Source organism: Streptomyces sp. NPDC127119 (assembly GCF_042677425.1).
Classification (GTDB): Bacteria; Actinomycetota; Actinomycetes; order Streptomycetales; family Streptomycetaceae; genus Streptomyces.
In genome coordinates this window covers 1-26519 of record NZ_JBHXTO010000129.1, presented here as the reverse complement: position 1 = coordinate 26519, position 26519 = coordinate 1, and the positions used below count along the sequence as shown (strand labels likewise).

Genomic DNA, 26519 nt, shown 5'->3' with positions numbered 1-26519 from the left:
CCAACACGGCTTACAACCCCCCAACAGTGCGGGCCCGGGCGGGGTTGGAGAGCGGGCGGGGCACCGACGAGCGACTCAGCTCACCGGGGCACCGGATGCGCCGCCGTCGCCGAGGGCACGGAGGACGCAGAAGGCTCCAAGGGCCTGGAGAACGCAGAGGACCCGGAGGACACGGCCGATACGGCCGGTACGAGGGCTGTCGGGTCCGGGACGATCGTCGTGCCGGATCCGGCGCCGCCGACCAGCCCGTCGAGCAGGGCGTGCGGTGTGCGGCCGTCGAGCACCCGGGCCACCCCCACCCCGCCCCGCACGGCCCGCAGACACGCCTCCATCTTCGGCCCCATCCCGCCGGCCAGCCCCGGCAGCGCCCGCTCCAACTCCCCCGCCCCGATGCGGTCGACGATCCGCTCGCTCGCGGGCCAGTCGGCGTACAGCCCCGGCACATCGGTGAGGACGACGAGGACCCGTGTCCCCAGCGCGGCGGCCAACGCCCCGGCCGCCGTGTCCGCGTTGACGTTGTAGACCTGCCCGTCCTCGCCCCGGCCCACGGAGGAGACCACCGGGATGTGGCCGCCCTCCAGCAGCAGCCGTACGACGGCGGTGTTGACGCGCGCCACATCCCCGACCAGGCCGATGTCGACGCTCTCACCGGCCACCTGGGCGTAGCGCTTGACGGCGGTGAGGGTGTGCCCGTCCTCGCCGCTGAGTCCCACCGCGTGCGGCCCGTGCTCGTTCAGCAGGCCGACCAGGTCCTTCTGGACCTTGCCGGACAGCACCATCCGTACGACCTCCATCGTCTCGGGGGTGGTGACCCGGAGCCCGTCGAGGAAGTCGGACCTGAGCCCGAGCCGGTCCAGGTGGGCGGCGATCTGCGGGCCGCCGCCGTGCACCACGACGGGCCGGACGCCCGCCCGGTACAGGGTGAGGACGTCCTGCGCGAAGGCCCGTCGGAGCGTGTCGTCGGTCATCGCGTGGCCGCCGTACTTGACGACGACCGTGTGCCCGCGCAGGGGCTCCAGCGCCACGAGCCGCTCGGCGAGCCCGGCGGACGCGGCGGCCTCGGTCACCGTGGCCGTCGGACCCGTGTCCGCCGCAGCCGTGTCCGTCACGGCCGCGTCGGCCACCGCCGTGCCGCTCACCGCCGTTCCGCTCACCGCGGTGGCGCTCACGGGCGACCCGTGAGATAGCCGCCCATCGTGCGGAAGTAGTCCGTCGCCGCGTGCTCCGCCCCGTCCTCGGTGCGGACCCGCTTGACGACCAGCCCGCGCAGCCGCCCGTTCCTCGCCTCCGTACCGGCGACGATGACGATCCCGTCGCCCTCGCGGATGAAGATCCGGCCCGGGGTGCCGCCGTAACGGCCCTCCGAGACCGCGGACTCCACGATCCGGATCCGCTGCCCGCGGTGGTGGGTGAACGCGTTCGGGTACGGGTCGCACTGGGCCCGTACCAGCCGCTCGATGTCCTCTGCGGGCCAGGTCCAGTCGATCCGGCTGTCCTCCAGCGAGCGCTTGTGGAAGAAGCTGGCCCGGCTGCGGTCCTGGGGTATCCACCGGGCGCGGCCCGAGGCGATCAGGTCGAGCGACTCGTTCACGACCGGGCCGATCAGGTCGACCGTGCGGTGGAACAGGTCGGCGACGGTGTCGGCCGCGCCGACCGGTATCGCGCGCTGCAGCAGCACGTCACCGGCGTCGAGTTCGGCGTTCATCCGGTGTGCGGTGACACCGACCTCCCGCTCGCCGTTGATCAGCGCCCAGATCAGCGGGGAGAAGCCCGCGTAGGCCGGGAGCAGCGAGTCGTGGATGTTGAGCGTGCCGTGGGGCGGCAGGTCGAAGACCTCCGGGGGCAGCACGGTGCGCCAGTTGTTGGCGACGATCAGGTCCGGCTCCGCGTCCTTGAGGGCGGCCAGCAGTTCGGGGTCGTCGGGCCGGTTGCGCAGCAGCACCGGTACGCCGTGCTTCTCGGCCAGATCGGCCACCGAGTCGTCCCAGATCTTCTCGTACACGTGGTCGCTCTTGGGGTGGGTCACGGCCAGGACCACCTCGTGGTCGGAGTCCAACAGAGCCTGGAGGGTGCGATGCCCCCAGGTCTGGTAGCCGAACATGACGACCCGCATAGTCGATCCTCTCCTAGGACACACCATTGCAAGGTAAGGCTAACCTTATTTAACATCAGTGGCGCCTAGGGGAAGGAAAAGTTGCGGTGAACGCACTGCACGACGAACCGGACGCCGTCCTTGACGTGCTCGGTATAGGGTTTGGGCCGTCAAATCTCGCACTGGCCATTGCCGTTGAGGAACACAACGCCCAAGCCGCTCCGGAGAACCGGATCCGCGCGGGATTCCTGGAGCGTCAGCCGTCGTTCGGCTGGCACCGGGGCATGCTCATCGAAGACGCCACGATGCAGGTGTCCTTTCTCAAGGACCTGGTCACCATGCGCAACCCGACCAGCGACTTCAGCTTCCTGTGTTTCCTGCGGGAGCGGGGCAGGATGGTGGATTTCCTCAACGCCAAGACGCTGTTCCCCCTGCGGATCGAGTTCCACGAGTACTTCGAGTGGGCGGCCTCCCGGGTGGCGCACCTCGTCGACTACTCGGACGAGGTCGTCTCCGTCGACCCGGTGACCGGCCCCGACGGGGAGGTCCGCTGGCTGGACGTCGTCAGCCGCGTACCCGGCGAACCGGGCAGGACCGTCACCCGGCGGGCCCGGAACATCTCGGTGGCCGTCGGCCTGGAGCCGCATCTGCCCCCGGAGACGGCCCTGTCGGACCGCATCTGGCACAACAGCGAACTCGTGCCGCGCGTACGGGAGCTGAACGCCTCCGGTGACGGCGACGCGGTGGGCCGCGTCCTGGTGCTCGGCGCGGGCCAGAGCGGCGCCGAGGCGCTCGACTACCTGCACCGGTCCTTCCCCGGGGCGGAGATCTGCGCGATCTTCGCCAAGTACGGGTACACGCCCGCCGACGACAGCCCGTTCGCCAACCGGATCTTCGACCCGGAGGCCGTGGACGTCTACTTCCGGTCCACGCCGGAGGTGAAACAGTCCCTGGTCGACTACCACCGCAGCACCAACTACTCGGTGGTCGACATGGACCTCATCGAGTCGCTGTACGCGACGATGTACCGCGAGAAGGTCCAGGGCCGTGAGCGGCTGCAACTGCGCAACGTGTCCCGCATCCGGGACGTCCGCAGCTTCGACGACCACCTGGAGGTCACCGTCGAGTATCTCCCCACCGGGGAACGGGAGGTGATCTCCGCGGACCTGCTGGTCCACGCGACGGGCTACCGCCCCAGAGACCTCGACACCCTGCTGGGCAGAACCGCGAAACTCTGCCTGCGGGACGACAAGGACGCCGTACGCGTCGGCCGCGACCACCGTGTCGAGCTGACCCCCGACGTCACGGCGGGCATCTATCTGCAGGGCGCGACCGAGCACACGCACGGCCTCACCTCGACCCTGCTGTCCACCACGGCGGTCCGGTCCGGCGAGATCCTGGAGTCCCTGATCGCCCACCGCGCAGGCGACTTGGCGGGGTCGGCGGTTCCGGTGGCCTGAGCGGCCCGTCCGGCGCGGGTGTGCCACCGGACCCACACCCACACCCGCGCCGGGCTCCCGCACCCGTGCCCGCCCTGGGCAATGCCATGGTCAGCAACTTAGAGTAGCCTCACCTAAGTTTTCTTCGTCCGATCCCGGAGGGGTTGCGGGTGAGTCCTACATATCCGTCAGGACGTGACGTCCTGCGGGAGTCGGTCAGGGAGCAACGCCGGGACGTCGGTCTCGGCGCGCTGCTCGCCTCCGGGCACCAGGTCGGTGAAGCCCTGGTCCCGGTGCTGATCGGCGTGGTGATCGACCGGGCCGTCACCGGCTCCGACACCGGCGCCCTCCTCCTGTGGCTGGGCGTCCTCGCCGTCGTCTATGTCGGGCTGGCCCTGTCCTTCCGCTTCGGCGCCTGGTCCGGCGACCGGTCCGCGGTCCGGGCCGAACACTCCCTGCGCATCTCCCTCGTACGACGCGTACTGCACCCGGGAGGTGGCGCCGAGGACGGCCGGCTTCCCGGCGCGCTCGCCAACATCGCCACCGAGGACGCCAAGCGGGTCGGCGGCGTCAACACGGCCGTCATGTACGGGATCGCGTCCCTGGCCGGCATCCTCACCTGCGCCTTCGTCCTGCTGCGTACGTCGGTCCTGCTCGGCCTGGTCGTCCTGCTCGGCACACCCGTGCTGCTCTGGCTCGGGCATCTGCTGAGCAAGCCCCTGGAGACCCGCAGCGAGGCCGAGCAGGAGCGCGCGGCACACGCCTCCGCCGTCGCCGCCGACCTGGTGGCGGGCCTCAGGATCCTCAAGGGCATCGGCGGCGAGTCGGCGGCCATCGACCGCTACCGCACCACCAGCCGCGACTCCCTGGCGGCCACGCTGAAGGCGGCCCGCGCGCAGGCCTTCCAGAGCGGCATGGTGCTCTCCCTGACCGGCTGCCTGATCGCGCTCGTCGCACTGGTCGGCGGACGGCTGGCCGCCGAAGGCACCATCAGCCTCGGCCAGTTGGTGTCGGCGGTCGGACTCGCGCTCTTCCTCGTCGGCCCCCTCGAAGTACTCGCCTGGGTCAACGCCGAACTCGCCCAGGGCCGCGCCTCGGCCGGCCGGGTCGGGGAGGTCCTGGCCACCCCGCACGGCGTCACCGCCGGTGACCTGAGCCTGCCGTCGGAGGTGCGCGGCGCACTGCGACTGGCCGGCGTCAGCCACGGCGGACTGCGGGACGTGGACCTGGACATCGCGCCCGGCGAACTGCTCGGCGTGGTCGCCACCGACCCCGCCCACGCCACCGACCTGCTGCACTGCCTGGCCCGGCGGTCGGACCCCGACTCGGGCACGGTGGAACTGGACGGCGTGTCCCTGCGGGACCTGGATCCGGCCGAGATGCGTACGGCCCTGCTGGTGGCCGAGCACGACGCGGACCTCTTCGAAGGCACCGTCCGCGACAACGTGACGGCCGCCGCTCCCGCGTCCGGCGACCCGGAGCCCGCCATGACCGCGGCCGGAGTGGCTCAGGTCGCGCAGACCCTGCCCGACGGCGAGGACACCGCGGTCAGTGAACGGGGCCGCTCGCTCTCCGGCGGACAGCGCCAACGGGTCGCGCTGGCCCGCGCCTTGGCCGCCGACCGTGCCGTGCTGGTGGTCCACGATCCGACCACGGCGGTCGACGCGGTGACGGAGGCGGGCATCGCGACCGGTCTGCGCGAGGTCCGCAAGGGCCGCACCACGGTCCTGGTGACCACCAGCCCCGCGCTCCTCGCCGTGACCGACCGGGTGGTCCTGCTCGACGGCGGCCGGGTCACCGACACGGCCCCGCACGCCGACCTGATAGCCCGTCATGAGACCTACCGAGCGGCGGTTCTGGCATGAGTGACACCGCCGCCGGCCTGGGCGGAACCGCCACCGCGGCACGGCAGTTGCTGCCCACGGCGACCCAGGCCCGTACCCGCGCCGCCGTACGCGAACTCGTACGCCCGCACCGCCGACTGGCCCTCGGCGCGTTCGCCATGATGGTGGTGGCCACCGCCGTCGGCCTGCTGGTCCAGCCGCTGCTCGGCCGCATCGTGGACCTGGTCGCCGACCACCGGCCGCCCGGGAGCATCACCCTGCCGGTCGTCCTGCTGGTGCTGGTCGCCCTCGCCCAGGGGGGAACCACCGTGGTGGGCCTGGCACTTGTGTCACGGCTCGGCGAGACCGTCCTCGCGCAGCTGCGCGAGCGGTTCGTCGAGAAGGCCCTGCGCCTGCCCCTGGAACAGGTGGAGAAGGCGGGAGCGGGCGACCTCACCGCACGGGTCACCCGGGACGTCTCGGTGGTGGGCGAGGCAGTGCGCTCGGCCCTGCCCGAACTGGCCCGCTCGCTGCTGGCCATCGTGCTGACCCTGGCCGCGATGGCCGCGCTGGACTGGCGGTTCTTCCTCGCGGCCCTCGTCGCGGTGCCCGTCCAGGCCTCCACCGCCCGCTGGTACGTACGCAACGCCGTGCCGCTCTACGCGGAGCAGCGGATCGCCACCGGGTCCCAGCAGCAGCAGTTGCTGGACACCATCGCGGGCGCAAGCACCGTACGGGCGTTCCGTCTTGAGGAGGAGCACACCGCGCGGGTGACCCGGCGTTCGTCGGCAGCCGTCGAACTGACGCTGCGCGGCGTACGGCTGGTGCTGAACTTCTACAACCGGCTGCACGTGGCGGAGTACGCCGGACTCGCGGCGGTCCTCGTCACCGGGTTCCTGCTGGTGCGCGGCGGATCGGTGTCCATCGGCACGGCCACGGCCGCCGCCCTCTACTTCCACAGTCTGTTCTCGCCGGTCAACCAGGCACTCGTCCTCCTCGACGACGCGCAGTCGGCGACCGCCGCGCTCGCCCGCCTGGTCGGAGTCGCCGACCAGCCCTCCCCCGAACCGCAGCCGTCCGCGGGCCACGACCCGCGCGCCACGGACGCGCACGGCACGGTCACCGTGACGGGCATCGACCACGCGTACGAACCGGGCCGCCCCGTCCTGCACGGTGTGGACCTCACGCTCCGGGCGGGCGAGCGTGTGGCCCTGGTCGGCGTGAGCGGCGCCGGGAAGACCACCCTGGCCAAACTCATCGCGGGCGTCCACCGTCCGACGTCCGGCTCGGTACGCGTGACGACCGACGACGGCGTGCCCCGCCAGGGCCTGCCCGTCGCGCTGGTCACCCAGGAGACGCACGTCTTCGCCGGGCCGCTCGCGGACGACCTGCGGCTCGCTCGGGCCGACGCCACCGACGACGAACTGCGTACGGCACTGGCCACGGTGGACGCCCTCGACTGGGCCGGGGCCCTCCCCGACGGCCTGGACACGGTCGTCGGCGACGGCGGGCACCGCCTCACCTCCGCCCAGGTCCAGCAACTCGCCCTGGCGCGCCTGGTGCTGGCCGACCCCCCGGTGGCCGTACTGGACGAGGCCACCGCCGAGGCGGGCAGCACCGGCGCCCGGCTCCTGGAGCAGGCGGCCGACCGGGCGGTGGAGGGCCGCACCGCGCTGATCGTCGCGCACCGCCTCACGCAGGCCGCCACCGCGGACCGGATCGTCGTCATGGACGGCGGCCGGATCGTGGAGAACGGCACCCACGACGAGCTGTGCGCCGCGGCCGGCCCCTACGCCTCCCTGTGGGCGGCCTGGTCCGGCACCCGCGCCACGGCCGACCGGACCCCCACGCACCACCCCAGCCCTCACAGCACCACCAGCCACGTCACCACCAGCCCTGACACCACCACCGTGAAGGACCACTGATGCCCGGCTCTTCCAGAGGCGCACGCCTTGTCGCGACGCTCGCCTCCGCACTCCTCCTGTTCAGCACCGCGGCGGCCTGCGGCTCCGACGACGACTCCGGCTCGGACGCGGCGGGCGCGGACAGGTCCGCGTCCGCGAACAGCGCCTTCCCGGTGACCCTGGCCCACAAATACGGCAGCACCACCGTCAAGTCCGAGCCGAAGCGGATCGTCACGGTCGGGCTGACCGATCAGGACGCCGTCCTCGCTCTCGGCAAGGTGCCCGTCGGCACCACCGAGTGGCTCGGCGGCTACAAGGGCGCCATCGGTCCCTGGGCCACCGACAAACTGGGCAGCGGGAAGACCCCGACCGTCCTCAAGGACACCGGCACGGGCCCGCAGACGGAGAAGATCGCCGAGCTGAACCCCGACCTGATCCTCGCGGTCTACGGCGGCCTCACGAAGGACCAGTACACGACCCTCTCGAAGTTCGCGCCGGTCGTGGCCCAGCCCAAGCAGTACAACGACTTCGGTGTGCCGTGGCAGCAGCAGACCGAGATCATCGGCAAGGCGCTCGGCCAGGAGTCCGCGGCGAAGGACCTCGTGAAGGGCGTCGAGTCCGACTTCGCGACCGCCGCCAAGGACAACCCCGACTTCGCCGAGTCCACGGGCGTGATGGCGACCCCGTACGAGGGCATCTTCGTCTTCGGCAGCCAGGACTCGCGCTCACGGGTGCTGACCGACCTCGGATTCAAACTGCCGACCGACCTCGACAAGGTCATCGGTGACAAGTTCGGTGCCAACATCAGCAAGGAGCGCACCGACCTGCTGAACACCGACGCCGCCGTCTGGATCGTCGGGGACACGGCGAAGGACGGGGCCAAGCTCCACAAGAACGCGCTCTACGGCGACCTGGACGTGGTGAAGCAGGGTCGCGAGGTCTTCGTCGAGGAGACCAGCGACTACGGCAACTCCGTGTCCTTCGTGTCGGTGCTGAGCCTGCCCTACATGCTGGACCGCCTGGTGCCGCAGCTGGCCGCGGCCGTCGACGGCGACACCGCCACGAAGGTGACCGAACCGACCTCTTGAGAGTGATCTCGCGATTGCCGCGGGGCCCAGCGGACAGAAGGTCCGGGGCCACGGATCATCCGTGGCCCCGGACCACGCTGTGTCGGGCGACACGCTCGCGACACCAGAGGCTGAAAGTATGATCAACCAATGTCTGACATGACCGAAACCACGCCCGGCTGGCTGCCCCACGACGAGCTGGAGCAGGCACGCGCCCGTATGCCGATCCTGTACGTGGAGGCCGTGCCGGTACGCGTCGACGACAGCGGCGAAGTGACCAGCATCGGACTGCTGCTCCGCATGGGATCGGGCGGAGCGGTCAGCCGCGCGCTCGTCTCCGGCCGGGTGCTGCACCACGAACGGGTCAGGGACGCCCTGCTGCGCCACCTGGAGAAGGACCTCGGCCCGGTCGCGCTGCCCCGCATCCCGGCCTCGCTGCAGCCCTTCACCGTCGCCGAGTACTTCCCGACGCTGGGGGACACGCCGTTCCACGACCCCCGCCAGCACGCGGTGTCGCTCGCCTACATCGTGCCGGTGACCGGCGACTGCCGTCCCCGCCAGGACGCGCTCGACCTGGTCTGGTTCAGCCCGCAGGAGGCCTCGTCCCCCATGGTCCTCAACGAGATGCCGGGCGGCCACGGCGCTCTGCTCAAGCAGGCCCTCGCACACATGGGCGCCCTGTCCTGAGGACGGCGCAGGAATCGCTGTTCGACGGCCCGGCGTCCCCTCAGCCCGTGGGAGCGGACGTCGGCGTGGCAGCAGGCGTCGGTGTGGGCGCCGGAGCAGGCGTGGGCGTCGGCGGAGCGATCCCGAACCGCGCGGCGTTCTCCGTCAGCTCACGCCACACCTCGGGCGCCACGGGAATCCCCCGTACGCCCCGCACGGGCGTCCCGGTTCCGGGGCAGCCGGGCCGGAGAAGCTCACCCCTTCTGGAACGCAAGGGGGAACTGCCCGCCGGAGGGCACCCATGCGCGGGTCCACTCCTCGGGTCACGTCACCCGGACGTCCACCGGGAAGGGCAGGACGGTGGAACACCTGTCGGCCGATGACCGGACGGGCAGGGGCTGACCCCAGCCGATCCGCTCCGGCCAGGGAGCCGCACCTATCCGGTGTGCAGCCGCTGGTACTCGCCCACCAGCCGGCTCAACTCCCGCACCATGAAGGCGTAGTAGGCGTGCATGTCCCGCAGCCGCGCCTGCTGTGCCTCCGGCATGTCCGCCCCCCGCTCCTGCACGATCCGCGCGAGTTCGAACAGCTGCTGGGTCTGGTCGAGTTGATGCTGCAGGCAGCCGCTCCACGCGTCGTCGCGCCATACGTAACCGGCCTGGCGCACGCCGGGCACCTTGACCCGTTCGACCGTGCCGTTCGTGATGAGCAGGCGGGTCATCTCCGACACCGAGCCCTTGCTGGCTCCCAGGGCCTCCTGCAGCTCGGACATCGTCATGGGGTCCGGGCTGAGCATCAGGACGCCCCCCAGCCGTCCGGCCATCGGCGGCCACCCCATCGCCCGCCCGATCCGCTGCCCGAAGTCCTCGACCAGCAGTTCATCCACCCCGGCCGAGCTCTCGCCCTCCATGGCCGAACCCCCCGCGCGCATGGCTGAAACGTCGTCGGCGGCTGGCGACACCGATCCTCCCGTACGGAAAAAAATGAAAATTCATTCTTGACTGAACTTTCCTGATAGGTCAGATTACCAGCATCCACGCAGGAGTCACCGGCGCGGGACGCTCCCGTATCGGCGCGAGACGCTCCCGTATCAAGGAGTCCAGATGGCAGAACATGATCGCGATCTGATCGTCGTCGGCGCGGGTTCCGCCGGCGCGGTGCTCGCCGCCCGCGCCGCCGCCCGCGGCCGGCGGGTCCTCCTGCTGGAGGCGGGCCCCGACCACCGCTCGGCGCAGCTGCCGGAACCATGGCGCTCGCCCAATCCCGTGGTGGCCCTGATGGACCCCGCGGCCTCGGAACATCTCGTGTGGACCGGCCTGAACTCCTCGCGCACCGAGAAGCAGCAACAGGCCCCGTACTGGCGCGGCCGTGGAACGGGCGGCAGTTCGTCCGTGAACGGTCAGATCGCCATCCGGCCGCCGATGGAGGACTTCGAGGAGTGGGTCCGGCTCGGCTGTACCGGCTGGGCGCCCGAGGACGTGCTGCCGTACTTCTCGATGCTGGAGGACGACGAGGAGTTCGGGGACCGGCCCTACCACGGCCGCGGCGGACCGACCCCGATCCACAGAATGCCGAGGAGGGCCTGGGGAGGCGTCGACCGGGCCCTGGCCGACTCGGCCCTGGCGGCGGGCCACGGCTGGGCGCCCGACGTCAACGCCCCCGGCGCCACCGGCGTCTCGCCCTACCCGATCAACTCCCGTGACGCCCGCCGCGTCACCGTCAACGACGGCTACCTCGAACCCTCGCGCGAACTGCCCGGCCTCACCGTCCGCGGCGACGCACTCGTGGACTCCGTCGTCTTCGAGAACGACCGCGCGATCGGCGTCCGGGTGGTGATCGACGGGGCGATCGTCACGGAGTACGCGGACGAGGTGATCCTCAGCGCGGGGGTGATCCACTCCCCGGCGATCCTGCTGCGCTCGGGCATCGGCCCCGCCGCCCGGCTGCGGGAGCTGGGCATCGAGGTCCGGCAGGACCTGCCGGTCGGTCTCGGGATGCAGGACCACGCGATGACGGTGCTCTCCCTGCCGTTGCGGGCCGAAGCCGCCATCAAGTCGCCGCACGACCGGCACACCAACGTCTGCGTGCGCTGGTCCAGCGCCTCGGGTACGCACTCCGACGACCTCATGTTCGTCTCGCTCAACCAGAACGTGCTGGCCATGGCCACGGCGAACGCCGAGTCGCACTCCGGCGGTTTCGGCGTCTGGCTGAACCGCGCCCACTCGCGCGGCGAACTGACCCTGGTCTCCACCGATCCTTCGGCACACCCGTACGTCGCCCAGCGGATGCTCTCCGACGAGCGTGACCTCGCCCCGATGCGGGAGGGCGTGCGCGCCCTCGTCGAACTGAGCGGCCGCGCCGAGACCGCCGCCGTCCTCGGCGGTTCGGTCGAAGAGGCCAACCGTCCGCTGTTCGAGGCCCTCGCAAACGACGGCGACCTCGACGACCATCTCCTGTCCACGGTCATCGACGCCCAGCACGGCACGAGCACCTGCCGGATGGGGGCTCCCGGAGCCCCCGACACGGTCGTAGACCCGGCGTGCCGGGTGCAGGGCGTCCGGGGTCTGCGGGTCGTGGACGCCTCGATCTTCCCCGCCGTGCCGCGGGCCAACACCAATCTCGCCGCCATCATGACCGGCGAACTCATGGCCGCCCGGCTCGACGCGTGAACCGCGCCCTCACCGAGACACCTCGACCCACCCCGTACCGAAGAAAGACGGCCACCATCATGGAAACCCTCCAGAACTACATCGGCGGCCGGTGGGAAGAGCCGGCCGGCGAGGACGTCGTCGCCGTGGTCAACCCCGCCACCGAGGAGACGTTCGCGCGGTTCCGCGCCGGCAGCGCCGAGGACGTCGACCGCGCCGTGACCGGGGCGGTCGCGGCGCAGCCCGGGTGGGCCGCGCTCACCGTGGCCCGGCGCGTGGAACTGATCCACGCCTGGGCCGACACGATCGCCGCGCACGCCGCGGAACTGGCCGAACTGGAATGCCGGGAGATGGGCAAGCCGGTCGGCATCGGGCAGTCCTTCATCGCGGGGGCCGTGGCCGGTCTGAAGGCCGCCGCGGACCAGGCACTCACCTACCCGTTCACCGAAACGGTGACCGGCGCGGGTCCGGGCCCGGATGCAGGTGCGGGTACGGATGCAGGTACGGATGCGGATGCAGGTCCCGATCCGGATGCAGGTACGGGTACGGGTGCGGCAGGCGGGCGGACCGACATCGTCCGCCACCCGCTCGGCGTCACCGCCGTGATCACCCCGTGGAACTTCCCCGTCGTCATGGTCCTCGGCGCACTCGGCCCGCTGCTCGCCGCCGGGAACACCGTCGTGGTCAAGCCCTCCGAACGCTCCCCGGTGTCCACGGTCCGGCTGTTCGAGCTGGCCGCCATCACCGGGCTGCCCCCGGGCGTACTGAACCTGGTCCTCGGCGACGCCCGCACCGGCGCGGCGCTGACGGAACACGAAGACGTACGGCTCGTCCACTTCACCGGTTCGGTCGGGGCGGGCCGCGCCGTGGGAACGGCGACCGGACGGCGCCTGAGCCGCAGTGTGCTCGAACTCGGCGGCAAGGACCCCGTCGTGATCGACGCCGGAGTCGATCCGGTGGCCACCGCGCAGGCCGTCGCGTTCGGCGCGTTCATCAACACCGGCCAGATCTGCACCTCCATGGAACGGATCTACGTCCATGAGCGGATCGCGGACGAGTTCGTCGAGGCGCTGGTCGCCGCCGCGGGGACCTTCGCCGTCGGCGACGGCCTCGACCCCGCCACGATGCTCGGCCCGCTGGTGGACGAACGGCAGCGCGACACCGTACGGCTCCACGTCGAGGATGCCGTCCACAAGGGCGCCACCGTCCGCGCGGGCGGAGCCGTGCCGGAAGGCACCGGCTACTTCTACCCGGCGACCGTGCTCACCGGGGTCGACGACACCATGCTCGTGATGACCGAGGAGACGTTCGGCCCGGTCGCGCCCGTCACCGTCGTGCCGAGCTTCGAGGAGGGCCTGGCCCGCGCCGCCGCCTCCCGCTACGGCCTCGCCGCCACCGTCTACACCGACGACCCCGACCACATCGCGGCGGCCTCGCACCTGCCCGTGGGCGTGGTCTGGGTCAACCAGTGGCAGGGCGGCGGCCCCGAGCGGCTGTACGAGCCCGCCCGCGACAGCGGTATGGGAGCCACCGGGGCCCGTGCCGCCTACGACGCGGCGACCCGGCCCGCCGCCGTGCACATCGCCGCCACCGCTCCGGCGGCCGGCCGGTGACCACCGCCAAGGAGGCCGCGGCACGGCACGTCCGTGCCGCGGCGGACGACCTGATCGCCCTCTCCCACCGGATCCACGCCCACCCCGAGCTGGCCTTCGAGGAGTACCTCGCCAGCCGCTGGGTCGCCGACGCCCTCGGCGACGCGGGGTTCGAGGTCGAGCACGGCTACTGCGGGCTGCCGACCGCCGTACAGGCGACGGTCGGCAGCGGGCCGACGCACATCGCGATCTGCGCGGAGTACGACGCGCTGCCCGACATCGGACACGCCTGCGGCCACAACGTCATCGCCGCCGCGGCCGTCGGCGCCGGTGTCGCACTCGCCCCCTTGGCGGACGAACTCGGCCTGACCGTACGGGTACTCGGCACCCCCGCCGAGGAAGGCGGCGGCGGCAAGGTGCTGATGCTGGAACAGGGCGCCTTCGACGGCGTGCACGCGGCCATGATGGTCCATCCGGCGGCGGTCGAGATGGCGGCGATGCCCGGCCTGGCCGTCACCCAGTTCGACGTGGCCTACGAAGGCAAGGCGGCCCACGCCGGCGCCTATCCCGAGCTGGGCGTCAACGCGGCGGACGCCATGACCGTCGCCCAGGTCGCCGTCGGGCTGCTGCGCCAGCACACCGGCGCCTCCGACCGCGTCCACGGCATCGTCACCCACGCCGGCTCCGCCGCCAACATCGTCCCCGACGCCAGCCGGGGCCGCTGGATCGTACGCAGCGACGACCTGGACGCACTGCGGCCGTTGTCCGAGCGGGTGCGCCGCTGCTTCGAGGCGGGCGCGCTGGCCACCGGCTGCGAACTGTCCACCACACCGGTCGGCCCCGACTACGCAGACCTGCGGCCGGACCGGGACCTGCTGGACCTGTGGGTCGCCAACGCGACGGCACTGGGCCGCCGCTTCCCCGAACTGCCGGCCGGCGTCACCGGCGCCGCCACCGACATGGGGAACGTCTCCCATGTCGTGCCCACCATCCACCCCATGCTCGGCCTCGACTGCGCGCCCGCGGTCAACCACCAGCCGGAGTTCACCGCCGCCTCCCGCACCCAGGCGGCGGACCGAGCCGCACTCGACGGAGCAACGGGCATGGCCTGGACAGCCATCGACGTGGCACGCGCGGCTCAGCGGCCCCGGTAACCCCAGTAGCCCCGCCGAACACGAAGTAGGGGCCGAACGCGCGTCTCCGCGCGTGCTGTTCAGGTGCGCGATCGCCCTGTGGTCCCCCACTGGCCCCCACAGCAATTGCGCCGTGCTGGCGGATCCGCCCGGACGGATTCCCCCTTGATTCGCCGAAAAGATTATGGCGTAGCCATTTTCCGGCGGTTTCCGTCGCACGCGCAATAATCCGCATCTATTCATGTAGATGCAACGAGCAACTGCAGCAGCGGGCTTCAGTCGTAGTTCTCCGCGTGAGTTCGGGGGTATCAGTCTCCTATTGATTGCGCGCGACATGACCGCGCACCATCATGAAGAATCCGGTTGTCCTGCCGACAGGACACCATGGCGACGCCATCGGCTATTCGCCGGATCACGTCATGAAAGGTGGGTGCTGTATGTTCGTCCCCAGTCATTACCGGGAACCACATGTTTCATGGATGGTCGACTTGATGCGTGAGAATCCTCTGGCGCTGATGGCCAGTAACGGAAATCCCGCTGACGGACCCTACGCCACCCACCTTCCCGTCATCATCGACCCCGAATGGGACGACTCGCCCGCTCCGGACCTGGCCGGCCTGCCACTGCTGGGCCACATGAACCGAGCCAATCCGCATTGGGCGGCACTGGAGACCGGCTCGGTGAACCTCTTCACATTCACCGGTCCGCACGCTTACGTCTCGCCCACTGTCTACGACATCGCACCGGCCGCCCCCACCTGGAACTTCACCTCCGTGCACGTGCATGGAGTGGTGGAGAAATTCGAGACGATCGACGAGACGCTCGGCGTCGTGCAGGCGACGGTGCAGACCTTCGAGAAGGCGTTCGGTGACAACTGGGACATGACCGAATCCCTCACCTACTTTCGCAAGATCGTGCCCGCGGTGGGCGCCTTCCGCATCAGGGTGACCAAGGCGGAGGGCATGTTCAAACTCAGCCAGGAACAACGCCCCGAGATCCGTGAGCGGGTGGAGCAGTCGTTCGCCGGACGCGGTTGCACCCGGCACGCCCGGACGGCCGACCTCATGGGCCGCCTGCCGTAACACCGTCTCGCATGACACGGGGTCCGCACCCCGTCGTGCCGGGTGTGCGGACCCCGCGAATTCTCCCGCGCCCTGCCTCCCTCGGTCTTCCCTGCCTTCCCCGCCCTCCTCGGCCGTCCCTGGCTTTCCGTCCGCTCGGTCAGAAGATCAGGCGAGCGGCACTTGCGGATCCGCTTCCTTTTCCTTCAGCACCTGCTCGGCGGCGGCATCGAGGGTGGCGGTCACCCACTCCCCCAACTCGGTTCCGGCGAGCGCCGCCGCCTTGTGCCACCACTGGAGCCGATGGTCGGGCAGGGCGAGCCGGTGCGTGGTTGCGACAGCGTTCGTCTGCTGCGCGGCGCCCTCGCGTTCGGCCCGGATCGCGTTGCGCAGTTGCTTGGTGTTCCACTTCGTCCGCTCCGCGCGATCGAGCCAGGCCTCCTGGTCGTCGACGGGCAGCGACGCCAGCTCGGCGTGGTGCTGGAAGCTGAGCGCGGGCCGGCGTCGGTGCAGTTCGAACCGCCGGGCGACCCAGGCGTAGTTGCGCAGTGTCTGATACTGCAGCCCGGCCGCGCGGATGCCGCGCTCATAGCGGTCGGCGTACTGGTCCTTGCCGAAGATGAGCCAGTCCCCGAGCCACCAGGACGACGAGTTCACCAACCCGGACAGCTGACGGCCGGCGCGTTCCCACTCCTCGAAGGTGAGGCCCGTGGGTATGTGCAGCCCCACATTCGTGGTGAGCACCTGCTCACGCCGTAATGCCGGACCTCCGCCTCTACGCTGCCTCGGAATCTCCTCTGCGGTCTTGCCGAATGTGTGTGGTGTGGATTCCCTGCACTTCTCGACCTGCTTCGCCATCACGCCTCCGTGTCAACGCGCGGAAAATGCTGATGGGTTCGCGGTGGTTCCCCTTCAAACACTGAGACCGTTCACCCCCGTTGCAGCACCTACATGCCATGCATGGTGACCACCGCTCGAAACACGGGCGACCTGAATGAACCAGTCATTGCACGGTTCCCCGTTGCGGCCGAGACAGCCCACCGTTGCACCCCGAGTAGACCCCGACATCAATACGAGTTCAAGAATCTTGGCGCCATCGGGCACTACTTTGCGGAGTTCTCACGTCCCTTTGGTCCACTGGTCTAGCCCGCAGTTGGCGTGAACCGAGCAGGTGTGCGAGGCGCCCGGCGGCCCGTTCCACCACCGCCTCCCGACACGGAGGCCCTCGAATCACCTGCACCGACGCTCCCGGACCACGCTTCCCCAGCGACCGGATGCTCCATATCCCAGCAGCTCAGGACGGGTTGGAGGGCCAGTCCCCCGCCAGCCGCCACCAGGGTGTGCGGGGACGCTCACGCTCTTCACGACATATGCCATATTCAACCGCGCTCCCGCCACCACACCCTCAACAACGCGTGCCACGCAAGGCGCCAGAACAAGCCATGCGCCGGACAGTGGCGCCACCTTGGTGCGCCACCTACACTCTCTCTCCACAACGCTCAGTAGTCACGGGGGAGTTATTGCGCCATGGATGTGGCCCCATCGGAAGCCTGGTCAACCTCACGGAATACGACGTACGGCGGCAATTCGGGCTTAACTCTGGATCGTTTCAGCGGAACAATATTCAAGAGCTTGCGTCGGATCGACCAGCGCAAGATGGCGCACTCCTATCTGGAAGGGCTGCTCGTCACGTCGGGTAAGAAGTCGCTGCGCCGACTGGCCACCGCAATCTCACCGGACCCGTCCGCGGTGCAGTCACTGCGGCAGTTCGTCAGCCTCAGCCCCTGGAACTTCGACGAGGTCATGGAAGAACTCACCCGCTGGGTGACCGGCCACGATCCCGAACCGATCTGGCCCATAGGCCGGGCCGTCATGCCCAAACGGGGTGACAGATCGGTGGGCGTCCACCGCTATTTCGACCCGTCCTCGGGCCGTACGCTCAACTGCCAGCTGGGACTGGGCTCCTTCCTCCGCGTCGGCACCACCCAGGTGCCCGTCGACTGGTGCCTGCACCTGCCGATGAGTTGGACACAGGACTCGGGACGACGCAGGGACGCCCGCATACCCGACGCCGAGCGGTACCGGCCCATGTGGAGGCACACCCTGCGACTCGTGGACCGGCTGTCGGCCCGCACGGGATCCACATCCTCCGTGACCCTCGTCGACATGAGCGACGAACCCGACGTGGAGCACCTGCTGTCCGGACTCGCCAAGCGTCACCGCGACTTCGTCGTCGCGGTGGCACCGCACCTGCCGGTGCAGCCGGCCGGCGAAACCGCCGGAGGACCGGTGACGGCGAGGGCTCTGGCCTTCGCGCAGACCCCGGAGACCGCGGTCGTCCCCCTGGACAGCGGACGGCAGCGCGTCGCGCACCTCCAGACCACGCTCGTCCACCTGCCCCGCAATTCCCAGGGGCGCTCCCCCGGCCCTCCGTACCGGCTCTTCACCGAAGGAGGACCGGCCCACGCATCGGGACGGCTGTGGCTCACCAGCCTCACCCACCACACCCTCTCGGAGGTCTGCCGGGTCGCCGCGCTGCACGCCGGGACGACCGACGTGATCGCGTCGATGGAACGGGACTTCGGCCTGCTGGACTTCGAGGGGCGCTCCTTCCCCGGGTGGTACCACCACACAGCTCTCGTGTCCGCCGCGTACGCCTATCAGCGTCTGCATGGGCGCGCCGTCGAGCCGTCGCGCGAGATGGCGGAGAGAGTGCTCTGAGGGACACGGCGCCGTCCACGGCCGCCCACGACTCTCGGACGGAAGTGGCCGTCAGGATGACGATACAACGATGCCACCACATGGCGCCATGAAGATGCGCCAGTACGCGCCATGTTGGCACATGCTGGCGCCTCATTGATGGGCCGGACATCGCGTGCTCTTCCTGTGACACCCGTGACCTGCGGATATCACCGCCAGAACAGGCATCCCCGGCGGCCGCACGGCCCCCTTTGACCGGAAGACGACGCCGTGCGGCCGCCGGGGGGATGTCCGGCGGACTCGTGCGCATCGGGCGGACTGCCCGTGCTGGCCCCTTTGCCCAGGCGGCGAGTGCCGTTCAAACCTCGTCGGCGCGCCCCGACACCGCCTTGACCGATTCCGCGCGCCGTCGACGCGACACCCCCGTGTCCTCCGTGCTTGACATGACGTTATGGCGCTAACGTGACGCCATGCCATCAGCAGAGAGTCGCGCCGCGCATGCTCAGGCGCCCGTGCCCGGCTCCCGGTCGGCCCCGCGGGAACCCGCGCAGAGGGCACTGACGGTGAGAGCGCACCGGGATGCGCCGGGTCCTCCGGCGCATCCCGCTCACGCTCCGGCATGTCGCACCCCCGGGCCCGTGGGCCATTGCCGTGACCAAGCGTCAATCCGCGCCGTCCGGGCTGCCCTCTTCACCGGATCGGCGGCCACAGACATTCCGAAGGCGGCTCGCCATTCCGACGTTCGACACACCAGCACCTGTCCGCGTGGTGCTCAGCCTGACGCTCGGCCAGGTCCACATAGCCGCGAGTGACCGCACCGACACCACCGTGAGGGTGTATCCGCGCGACAGCGGCGACCAGGACGACGTGCAGGCGGCCGAGGAGCTGTACGTGGAATACGCGGACGGTCGGCTGCTCGTGGAGGTCCCCGAACCCGGCCGAACCGGAGGCGCTGTCACCGTGGTGATGGCCGTGCCGACGGGATCGAGCCTGCACGGCCGCGGCATGGCGGCGGACTTCCTGGCCGTGGGAGAACTAGGCAACTGCCGGCTCAGCACAGGGATGGGCCGCATCGGGCTCGACCGCACCGGTGGTCTGCACCTCACCTCCTCCCTCGGAGACATCACGGTCGACTGCGCGGCCGGCAGCGTCAAGGCCACGGCCGCCGGGGGTGACGTCCACATGCGGCAGGTCGAAGGCAGCGCCACGATCAGGACAATGGGTGACGGCGCCGCCAGAGTGGGGACGGTGTGCGGTGTCGCCCGCATGCGCACCGAGAAGGGGGAGATCCGGATCAGCCGGGCTCACACCGACGTGGAGGCCCGCACGTTGCAGGGCGGTATCGACATCGGGGAGGTGATCTGCGGATCCGTCGTGGCCGTCACCTCGTTCGGCAACATCCGCATCGGTGTGGCCGAGACGAGCGAGGCCCGCCTGTCCCTCGACTCCGCCGCGGGCACCGCCTACACCTCTCTGCTGCTCCTGGCGGGAGCGCAACAGGCCGACGACATCGTCCATGTCCGTGCGCGGGCCGTGATCGGCGACATCGTGGTGGAGCGTTCCCGCTTGGAATGACCCCGAGCGCGCACCGCTCCGGGCTCGCGTCCCTTCCACGTGGCGCCTTGTCCGCGACACTCACCGGCGTCACGCCAACCGTCGGCCCGCAGCCCCGAGAACCGCGTCGCCCCGTCTCCGCGCCAAGCGTCCGACCTGCGCATATACACCCTGGACGAATAAGCCAACCAGGCGCCATGCGGCGCAACCCGTGTGCCATGATTGGTCCATGGAACTACGGGAGTATGTCGAGGCGCTGCGCGACGAACTGGTCGCAGCGTCCGCGGCAGGGGACTCCGAGACCCGTGCGATCGCCGAGCGACTCGTCGCCCCGCTGGAGCCGGCCGTCCGACTCACGTTGCTCAAGGTTCTGTCGGCCGCCGCCGACGAGATCAGCCGGGACCTGGCACCCGGCTCGGTGGATCTCCGCCTGCGCGGAATGGAACCCAGTTTCGTCGTGACTCCGCCTTCGAGCGACGAGGGCCTCGTCGAGGCCGGCCCGGACGAGACCGGTGACGCGGCGGGCGACTGGCCGGCCGAAGCGCTCGGTGGCGCCGTGAGCGGAACGGCCCGGATCAACTTCCGGCCGCCGCAGGCGATGAAGGACCAGATCGAGGAGGCGGCGTCCCGGCAGGGGATGTCCGTCAACGCCTGGATGGTCCGCGCCTCCGCCTCTGCGCTGGCCAACAGCAAGCGAGCGTCCCGCGCCAGGCAGCAGTTCAACGGCTGGGTGCGATAGCCGCCCCGACAGACGCGGACGGCGGTCCGTCGTCGGACGAGCTCGTCGGACGTCACGTCTTCGAACGCGCCATGTCGGGTGGGCCACCAGGCCGCTCACGCAGGAGGTGGGGTCCGGCTCAGTACGGCTCTCATGTCGGCCAGCAGCGCGGCCTCCTCCGCCCTGAGGTAGAAGTGGCCTCCGGGCAGCACCCGGAGCCGGAAGACGCCCTGCGTCATATCGGCCCAGCCGCGCATCTGCTCCGGGGTGACCTCGGGATCGTCGTCGCCGGTGTAGCCGTGGACCGGGCAGTCGAGCGGCGGCCGGTCGCCACCGCGATAGTCGTCGACCAGCCGGTAGTCCGCGCGGATCGCCGGCAGCAGGATCTCCCTCAGCTCGGGGTCCTCGAAGACCGGAGCCCGGCTCTCGTCGAACCTGAGGACATCCGCGATGACCTCCTCGTCCGTGCCGGCGAACCGGCGCTGGCCCTCCAGCGCGTGCGGCGGACGTCGGCCTGACACGCACAGGGCGGTCGGCGGACAGCCACGCTTCTGGAGGCGCAGCGCCACCTCGTGCGCCACCGACGCACCCATGCTGTGGCCGAACAACACCAGCCGGTGCCGCGCCAGTTCGACCAGGGCGTCGGCTATGTCGTCGGCGAGGGTGTCCAGCCCGGCCGGGAACGGATCACCGAGTCGGTCCTCCCGGCCGGGGTACCGGACGGCGAGCACACCGATGTCCGAGGGCAGGCCCAGCGTCCAGGTGCGGTACGCGTTCGTCCAGCCGCCGGCGTGGGGGAAGCAGACGAGCTTCGTCAGGCAGCCGTCGCCGTCCCGGAAGCGGCGTATCCACCGCTCTTCCACCGGACTCCTCATCCCGAAGCCTCCTTTCGGTATACCGAGACACGGAGAGAGTGGAACGACTCCGTGATCGGAGCCTACGCGCGCACACCTCGGCCAAGGGCGGAATGCGGGCACGCGGGCTCCGGTATGGGGCCGGCCGGTATGACATCCGGCCGGTATGACGTCCGGTCCGTTCGCCTCCGCGGTCCGGTCCGGCTAGCGGACGTCTCCGCCGATCTCGGCGAAGACGTCCCGCTCGGCGTCCCGCCCCGCACGCCCGGCCACGATCGAGTCGGCGATCTCACCGCTGCGGACAGCGATGTTCGACAGGAGCGAGGAGGTCAGGCCGTGGGTGTGCTCGGTACCGCCCTGAAGGTAGATGCCGCAGCGCATCTCGGGACCGGTCACGATGCGGTAGTCCCGCTCCACCCGGTAGCGGCCCGCGTCGTCGCGCATGCAGTGGCGGTCCAGATCACCGAGCAGCCGGGTCGGCTCCATCGTGCTGTATCCGGTCGCGCAGACGAGTGCGTCGAAGTCGAGTTCGCGCACCTCCTCGTCGGGGCCCACCTGGAGCGAGACACGGGTCTCGGCGCTGAGGCTCTTCACACCGCTGACCCTCGTCAGATTGAGGAACTCAAGGCGCCGGATGCCCCGCACCTCGTCGTCGTAGGACCGGCGGTACAGGTCCCGGATCACCTCGTCGTCGACGACCGAGTAGTTGGTGTTGCGGTGGTACCGCCAGAACGCCTCCCGGGTCTGGTCGGTGCCGAAGTAGTAGTCGTCGACGGCCGCGGGGTCGAAGATCTGGTTGGCGAAGGGGGTGTCGTCCGCGACGGAGTAGCCGTAGGACGGGATGACCGCGTACACCTGGGCGTGCGGGAGCTCGTCGTAGAGGAACCTGGTGATCTCGGCCGCGCTCTGTCCCGCTCCGACCACCGCGACCCGACGCAGTTCGGCGGGGTTCGCCCGGCGGAATTTCTCCAGGAACTCCGAGCTGTGCCACACCCGGTCGTCACGCTCGGTACCGACGGGCATGCTCGGGACCAGTCCGGTCGAGATCACCACGTTCCGCGCCTCGACGACACGGCCGATCCTGCCGGTGGCGTCCGCCACCTCCAGGCGCAGACGGTCCGCGCGCTCCGGGTCGACGTCCGCCGGCAGCCCGATCGACACCACCTCGGAGCCGTACGCGATGCGATCGGCCACGCGTGCCTGGGCCCACTCAAGGTACTGATGGAACTCCTGGCGCGTCGGGAAGAAGTCCTGATTGTTGACGAACTGCGTCAGCCGCCCCGATGCGTGCAGATAGGCGATGAAGCTGAAATTCGACGTCGGATTGCGGAACGTGACCAGATCTTTGAGGAAAGATATCTGCATGGTCGCTGACGGCAGCAGCATGTTGCGGTGCCAACCGAATGCGGACTGCCGCTCCAAAAAGAGGGCGCTGACCTCATTTCCCGGATTGTTCGCCCGATATTCCTCCAGGGCTATGGCGAGTGACAGATTCGAAGGGCCGAAACCGATGCCGACAACATCGTAGGTCTCGTGTTCACGATCACTCATAGAAGATTCTCTCCCGCTGGCATGACTGAGCGATGTGTGGGTCGCATCTTCGATCGGCAAATTTCCACTCCTAGAGGAATGCGCGTCCGGGCGGGATTGAATTTCCAGCGGTCGCGCCGCCAACGTAGACCGGCACGGCGAACGGTTTCAAGTACGCCGACCTCAACGCATTCCTGTCCCGTCGGCGGGACACGAATATACGCACTCAAGGGCACCACCGTACTCGGGCAAATGGGCCACGTGAATCCCCCGAGAAAGCGGTACGGGTGAGAGACCCGTGCGAGGGACCGGCCACCGGGTCGGAGGAGAGGTCCGGCGCGATGAGGTACGCGACCCAGTCCGGAGGCCTTCCCGGACGAACAGCGGCGCGACCCCGCGCGCGGCCGACGGCAATCCGCCACGGACCGGAGCGGTGGCGCTCCTTCAATTCTTCACCGGAACGGCATCCGATTCGGACAGATTTCCGGCTGCCTGCCAGGGAAACGAGAAGATTCCTCACCCTGCCGCATCACTGAGGCATTGACTTTACTGTCGCCGCGTTATTCCTTTCTCACCGGGAACCGATCGGGAATCGTTCCCGAAATCCTGGAAAGTTTCCAGCGGAGGGAATCAAGTTGCCGCACACATATTCGGAACGGACGGCACCCGGCGAGCGAAAGGTGTCAGCCCGGCGTTACCTCATGTGCCGCCCTACATATTTCGACGTCACCTACTCGATCAATCCGTGGATGGCCCCGGATCGTCCCACCTCGGCAGAGACGGGACTGGCCCAGTGGAAAGGGCTGTTCGATACGTTCGTCGAACTCGGGCACGACGTGGAACTGATCGAACCGGTACCGGGACTTCCCGACATGGTCTTCGCCGCCAACGGCGCCATCGTCGTGGACGGAAAGGTGCTCGTCGCGCGATTCCGGCATCCCCAGCGCGGGGACGAGTCGGCGGCCTATCTCGAATGGTTCGGACGCGGCGGCTGGTCCGAGGTCCGGCAGGCGAGATACGTCAACGAGGGTGAGGGCGACTTCCTCTGGGCCGGCGGGGAAATGCTGGCCGGCACCGGATTCCGCTCCGAATCCCGGGCCCACGCCGAGGTCCGCGAGTTCTTCGGCTGCCCCGTGACCGGCCTGACCCTCGTCGACCCACGGTTCTACCACCTCGACACGGCACTGGCGGTGCTCGGGGACCGGAAAATCATGTACTACCCGGCGGCCTTCTCCCCGGAGAGCCGGGCGGTACTGGCGGAACGATTCCCCGACGCGATCCTCGCCGAGGAGTCAGATGCCGCCGTGTTCGGCCTCAACGCGCTGTCGGACGGACACAACGTCGTCCTGCCCCGGGCCGCCACCGGCCTCGCCGCGCAGCTGCGCGAGCACGGATACCGTCCCCTCGGCGCCGACCTGACCGAGCTACTGAAAGCCGGCGGCAGCGTCAAGTGCTGCACGCTCGAACTGCGCACGTGAGGCGCGAAGCGGTGTGAACGCGACCGTCGAGTGCGGCTGTCCCGTCAGCGGGACAGCCGCACTCCGGGCGTTGAGCACCTAGAACCGGCGGTCCACCGGCCCCGGTTCACACCCCGGGGCCCGCAGCCCGTGGTGACCGCACCGTGCACCGTGGTCATGCGCTGCAGGACGCCGACCGACACCGGTCACACCCGCCCACCCTCGACGAGACACCCGTGGCGCCATGCGGCATCACTCTGAAGCCATCATGCCGCCATCAGCGCGACCCGCATCGACGTGGCGCCATCGCGGCGCGAACAATCTTCCGACGTTTCCGCAGGTAGATGCGTTGACCGAGGGGGCATCGAGCGGAGGGCGCCATTCCCGCTTGCATATGGCACCACAGTGCTGCCACTATGACGTCATGGACCTCACGCCGCATATCGACGCTCTCCGGCGCGAACTACTGGTGGCCGCGGAAGCCGGCGGGGAAGACGCCCGTGAACTGGCCGAGCGGCTCATCGCCCCCCTGGAGGCGGCGACCCACCTGGCCATGCTCAACGTGCTCTCCGCGGCGATGGACGACATCACGCGTGACCTCGCGCCAGGGTCGGTCGATCTGCGGCTGCGTGGGCTCGACCCCGATTTCGTGGTGACGCGGCCACCGGGTGAGGGCAGCGCCCTCGCGGACGTTCCCGAGCACATCGACTCGCTCGTGCCGCCCGCCGACGGCGAGGAAGGCGGCACCGCCCGGGTCAACCTGCGTCTGCCGGCCCACCTCAAGGCCCGGGCCGAAGAAGTGGCCAAGCGCGAGGGACTGTCGGTCAACGCGTGGCTGGTGCGCACCGTCTCGGCCGCGATCTACGGCGGCACCCGGCCGCGTGCGACGGAGAGGACCCACACCGTCGGACAGAGCATGACGGGCTGGGTGCGCTAGCCGCACCGCCGCCCACTTCGCCCACACCACGTCCCACCAGCGGGGACGCCCCACGAACCCAAGAGGACGGGACGACCATGCCTTCTTTCGACACCCCCGAGCCGATCTCCGCCGTCGCACATCTGGAGGCCGGCACCATCCAGTTCACCGCGGCCGACCGGACCGACACGGTCGTCGAGGTACGGCCACGCGAGCCCGAGAAGGACCAGGACCTGCGGACCGCCAAGCAGACGGAGGTGACGTACGCGGGCGGGGTGCTGACCGTCAAGACGCCCAAGGCGAACCTGTTCGGCCGCACGGGCACCGTCGACGTGACGGTCGAGCTGCCCACGGACTCGCAGATCGACATCACCGGTGGCGGGGTACAGGCGGTCTGCGAGGGCCTGTTCGGTGAGGTCCGGGTGAACATCTCGGCCGGCGAGGTACGCCTGGGCACCACCGGACCACTGCGGGCGACCGCGCCGAACGGTTCGATCAGCGTGGACCGGGTCGAGGGCAAGGCCGAGATCACCACCAACACCGGCAACCTGCGCGTCGGCCTCGTCGACGGCCCCGCCGTCCTGAAGAACTCACACGGCACCACGACCCTCGGCGCGGTGACCGGCGATCTCAAGGCCACCAGCGCCCACGGCGACATCGAGATCCGGCGCGCCGAGGCCTCGGTCACCGCCACCACCGCCAACGGCGCCGTCCGCCTCGGAGAAGTGGCCCGCGGCAGCGTTCAGCTGGAGACCTCCTACGGCGCCATCGAGGTCGGCATCCGCGAGGGCACCGCCGCCTGGCTCGACGTCAGCTCGGGTTCCGGTCATGTGCGCAACGCGCTCGACACCACCGACGCCCCACAGGAGACCGACGACACCGTCGAGGTCCTCGCCCGCACCCAGCACGGCAACATCACGGTCCTGCGCGCCACCGCCTGACCACCGTCCCTCGGACCACCCCGTCCCATTCCCTCACCTCACCCTTCGAACGGAGGACACCATGCCAACTCCTGTCATGCCCACGTCCAGGCAAGCCGACGGCCCCGTCTCCTCGGCCGCCGTCTCCGCCATCGGGCTGCGCAAGTCGTACGGCGACAAGGTCGTGCTCGACGGCATCGACCTGCACATCCCGGCCGGCTCGGTCTTCGCCCTGCTCGGCCCGAACGGCGCCGGCAAGACAACCACCGTGCAGATCCTGTCCACCCTCATCACCGCCGACGGCGGGCAGGCCCAGGTCTCGGGTCACGACATCGCCGCCGAATCGCAGGCCGTACGGGCCGCGATCGGAGTCACCGGGCAGTTCTCCGCCGTCGACGGCCTGATCACCGGCGAGGAGAACATGCTGCTCATGGCGGACCTGCAC

At 69.9% G+C, this 26519-nt stretch carries 22 protein-coding genes; 16 read left to right on the top strand and 6 right to left on the bottom strand.

Annotation, left to right across the window (positions count from 1 at the left end; genetic code table 11):
- Positions 1-80: 80 nt before the first annotated feature.
- Entirely contained in the window at positions 81-1019 is a 939-nt protein-coding gene (argB, locus tag ACFVH5_RS35320) for an acetylglutamate kinase (protein WP_385837771.1), read from the bottom strand.
- A 146-nt stretch (positions 1020-1165) separates the two neighbouring features.
- Positions 1166-2113, bottom strand: a complete 948-nt coding sequence (locus ACFVH5_RS35315) for a methionyl-tRNA formyltransferase (RefSeq protein WP_385837768.1) — start codon at positions 2111-2113, stop codon at positions 1166-1168.
- Between the two features lie 86 nt (positions 2114-2199).
- On the opposite strand from ACFVH5_RS35315, the gene ACFVH5_RS35310 reads away from it, so the two are divergent.
- The 5 genes from ACFVH5_RS35310 to ACFVH5_RS35290 all read left to right on the top strand — a co-directional run bounded on the left by ACFVH5_RS35310 (position 2200) and on the right by ACFVH5_RS35290 (position 9012).
- A complete protein-coding gene (locus ACFVH5_RS35310; protein WP_385837767.1) occupies positions 2200-3552 on the top strand; it encodes a lysine N(6)-hydroxylase/L-ornithine N(5)-oxygenase family protein in 1353 nt (450 codons plus the stop codon).
- A gap of 149 nt (positions 3553-3701) precedes the next feature.
- Positions 3702-5396 (top strand): ABC transporter ATP-binding protein, encoded by a 1695-nt coding sequence (locus tag ACFVH5_RS35305; RefSeq protein WP_385837766.1) that lies wholly within the window; start codon positions 3702-3704, stop codon positions 5394-5396.
- A complete protein-coding gene (locus tag ACFVH5_RS35300; protein ID WP_385837765.1) occupies positions 5393-7279 on the top strand; it encodes an ABC transporter ATP-binding protein in 1887 nt (628 codons plus the stop codon). The genes ACFVH5_RS35305 and ACFVH5_RS35300 overlap by 4 nt, the downstream gene beginning before the upstream one ends.
- Positions 7279-8346, top strand: coding sequence for an iron-siderophore ABC transporter substrate-binding protein (locus ACFVH5_RS35295; RefSeq protein WP_385837763.1), 1068 nt, complete (start codon positions 7279-7281; stop codon positions 8344-8346). The genes ACFVH5_RS35300 and ACFVH5_RS35295 overlap by 1 nt, the downstream gene beginning before the upstream one ends.
- Before the next feature lie 138 nt (positions 8347-8484).
- The gene (locus tag ACFVH5_RS35290) at positions 8485-9012 is read left to right on the top strand and encodes an NUDIX hydrolase family protein (protein ID WP_107020103.1); all 528 of its coding nucleotides are present in this window, start codon (positions 8485-8487) and stop codon (positions 9010-9012) included.
- A 415-nt stretch (positions 9013-9427) separates the two neighbouring features.
- Here ACFVH5_RS35290 and ACFVH5_RS35285 read toward each other — a convergent pair whose 3' ends face one another.
- Positions 9428-9922 carry a GbsR/MarR family transcriptional regulator gene (locus tag ACFVH5_RS35285; protein ID WP_385837762.1) on the bottom strand — a complete coding sequence of 165 codons (495 nt, stop codon included), beginning with the start codon at positions 9920-9922 and terminating at the stop codon, positions 9428-9430.
- Between the two features lie 172 nt (positions 9923-10094).
- On the opposite strand from ACFVH5_RS35285, the gene ACFVH5_RS35280 reads away from it, so the two are divergent.
- The 4 genes from ACFVH5_RS35280 to ACFVH5_RS35265 all read left to right on the top strand — a co-directional run bounded on the left by ACFVH5_RS35280 (position 10095) and on the right by ACFVH5_RS35265 (position 15446).
- Positions 10095-11660, top strand: a complete 1566-nt coding sequence (locus ACFVH5_RS35280; protein ID WP_385837761.1) for a GMC family oxidoreductase — start codon at positions 10095-10097, stop codon at positions 11658-11660.
- A 59-nt stretch (positions 11661-11719) separates the two neighbouring features.
- Positions 11720-13252 carry an aldehyde dehydrogenase family protein gene (locus ACFVH5_RS35275; RefSeq protein ID WP_385837759.1) on the top strand — a complete coding sequence of 511 codons (1533 nt, stop codon included), beginning with the start codon at positions 11720-11722 and terminating at the stop codon, positions 13250-13252.
- Positions 13249-14385, top strand: a complete 1137-nt coding sequence (locus ACFVH5_RS35270; RefSeq protein WP_385837758.1) for a M20 family metallopeptidase — start codon at positions 13249-13251, stop codon at positions 14383-14385. The genes ACFVH5_RS35275 and ACFVH5_RS35270 overlap by 4 nt, the downstream gene beginning before the upstream one ends.
- A gap of 398 nt (positions 14386-14783) precedes the next feature.
- A complete protein-coding gene (locus tag ACFVH5_RS35265) occupies positions 14784-15446 on the top strand; it encodes an FMN-binding negative transcriptional regulator (RefSeq protein ID WP_385837770.1) in 663 nt (220 codons plus the stop codon).
- A gap of 147 nt (positions 15447-15593) precedes the next feature.
- Here ACFVH5_RS35265 and ACFVH5_RS35260 read toward each other — a convergent pair whose 3' ends face one another.
- Entirely contained in the window at positions 15594-16169 is a 576-nt protein-coding gene (locus ACFVH5_RS35260; RefSeq protein ID WP_385837756.1) for an LmbU family transcriptional regulator, read from the bottom strand.
- Positions 16170-17057: 888 nt separating this feature from the next.
- Here ACFVH5_RS35260 and ACFVH5_RS35255 point away from each other — a divergent pair.
- The 3 genes from ACFVH5_RS35255 (at position 17058) to ACFVH5_RS35245 (ending at position 20418) form a co-directional block, all read left to right on the top strand.
- Positions 17058-18146, top strand: a complete 1089-nt coding sequence (locus ACFVH5_RS35255) for a transposase (RefSeq protein WP_385837755.1) — start codon at positions 17058-17060, stop codon at positions 18144-18146.
- 744 nt (positions 18147-18890) lie between these two features.
- Positions 18891-19700 (top strand): DUF4097 family beta strand repeat-containing protein, encoded by an 810-nt coding sequence (locus ACFVH5_RS35250; RefSeq protein WP_385837754.1) that lies wholly within the window; start codon positions 18891-18893, stop codon positions 19698-19700.
- A 208-nt stretch (positions 19701-19908) separates the two neighbouring features.
- Complete coding sequence (locus ACFVH5_RS35245; RefSeq protein WP_385837752.1) at positions 19909-20418, top strand: hypothetical protein; 510 nt, start codon at positions 19909-19911, stop codon at positions 20416-20418.
- 95 nt (positions 20419-20513) lie between these two features.
- Here the strand turns inward: ACFVH5_RS35245 and ACFVH5_RS35240 are convergent, their stop codons facing one another.
- Entirely contained in the window at positions 20514-21272 is a 759-nt protein-coding gene (locus ACFVH5_RS35240; RefSeq protein WP_385837751.1) for a thioesterase II family protein, read from the bottom strand.
- A 183-nt stretch (positions 21273-21455) separates the two neighbouring features.
- A complete protein-coding gene (locus tag ACFVH5_RS35235) occupies positions 21456-22802 on the bottom strand; it encodes a lysine N(6)-hydroxylase/L-ornithine N(5)-oxygenase family protein (protein WP_385837750.1) in 1347 nt (448 codons plus the stop codon).
- A gap of 614 nt (positions 22803-23416) precedes the next feature.
- On the opposite strand from ACFVH5_RS35235, the gene ddaH reads away from it, so the two are divergent.
- The 4 genes from ddaH to ACFVH5_RS35215 all read left to right on the top strand — a co-directional run.
- The gene (gene ddaH / locus ACFVH5_RS35230; protein ID WP_385837749.1) at positions 23417-24259 is read left to right on the top strand and encodes a dimethylargininase; all 843 of its coding nucleotides are present in this window, start codon (positions 23417-23419) and stop codon (positions 24257-24259) included.
- A 403-nt stretch (positions 24260-24662) separates the two neighbouring features.
- Entirely contained in the window at positions 24663-25175 is a 513-nt protein-coding gene (locus ACFVH5_RS35225; RefSeq protein ID WP_385837747.1) for a hypothetical protein, read from the top strand.
- Between the two features lie 77 nt (positions 25176-25252).
- On the top strand, positions 25253-26095 hold the full coding sequence (locus ACFVH5_RS35220) for a DUF4097 domain-containing protein (protein WP_385837746.1): 843 nt from the start codon (positions 25253-25255) through the stop codon (positions 26093-26095).
- Positions 26096-26156: 61 nt separating this feature from the next.
- Positions 26157-26519 (top strand): ATP-binding cassette domain-containing protein (locus ACFVH5_RS35215; protein WP_385837745.1); only part of this gene is annotated, 363 nt, incomplete at its 3' end.

Excerpts from the sequence above, each read along its gene's own strand:
- ACFVH5_RS35300 (WP_385837765.1), top strand. The coding sequence starts at position 5,393 with ATGAGTGACACCGCCGCCGGCCTGGGCGGAACCGCCACCGCGGCACGG.
- ACFVH5_RS35235 (WP_385837750.1), bottom strand. The coding sequence starts at position 22,802 with ATGAGTGATCGTGAACACGAGACCTACGATGTTGTCGGCATCGGTTTC.
- ACFVH5_RS35315 (WP_385837768.1), bottom strand. The coding sequence starts at position 2,113 with ATGCGGGTCGTCATGTTCGGCTACCAGACCTGGGGGCATCGCACCCTC.
- ACFVH5_RS35265 (WP_385837770.1), top strand. The coding sequence starts at position 14,784 with ATGAAAGGTGGGTGCTGTATGTTCGTCCCCAGTCATTACCGGGAACCA.
- ACFVH5_RS35275 (WP_385837759.1), top strand. The coding sequence starts at position 11,720 with ATGGAAACCCTCCAGAACTACATCGGCGGCCGGTGGGAAGAGCCGGCC.
- ACFVH5_RS35240 (WP_385837751.1), bottom strand. The coding sequence starts at position 21,272 with ATGAGGAGTCCGGTGGAAGAGCGGTGGATACGCCGCTTCCGGGACGGC.
- ACFVH5_RS35295 (WP_385837763.1), top strand. The coding sequence starts at position 7,279 with ATGCCCGGCTCTTCCAGAGGCGCACGCCTTGTCGCGACGCTCGCCTCC.
- ACFVH5_RS35290 (WP_107020103.1), top strand. The coding sequence starts at position 8,485 with ATGACCGAAACCACGCCCGGCTGGCTGCCCCACGACGAGCTGGAGCAG.
- ACFVH5_RS35220 (WP_385837746.1), top strand. The coding sequence starts at position 25,253 with ATGCCTTCTTTCGACACCCCCGAGCCGATCTCCGCCGTCGCACATCTG.
- ACFVH5_RS35280 (WP_385837761.1), top strand. The coding sequence starts at position 10,095 with ATGGCAGAACATGATCGCGATCTGATCGTCGTCGGCGCGGGTTCCGCC.
- ACFVH5_RS35245 (WP_385837752.1), top strand. The coding sequence starts at position 19,909 with ATGGAACTACGGGAGTATGTCGAGGCGCTGCGCGACGAACTGGTCGCA.
- ACFVH5_RS35285 (WP_385837762.1), bottom strand. The coding sequence starts at position 9,922 with ATGCGCGCGGGGGGTTCGGCCATGGAGGGCGAGAGCTCGGCCGGGGTG.
- ACFVH5_RS35225 (WP_385837747.1), top strand. The coding sequence starts at position 24,663 with ATGGACCTCACGCCGCATATCGACGCTCTCCGGCGCGAACTACTGGTG.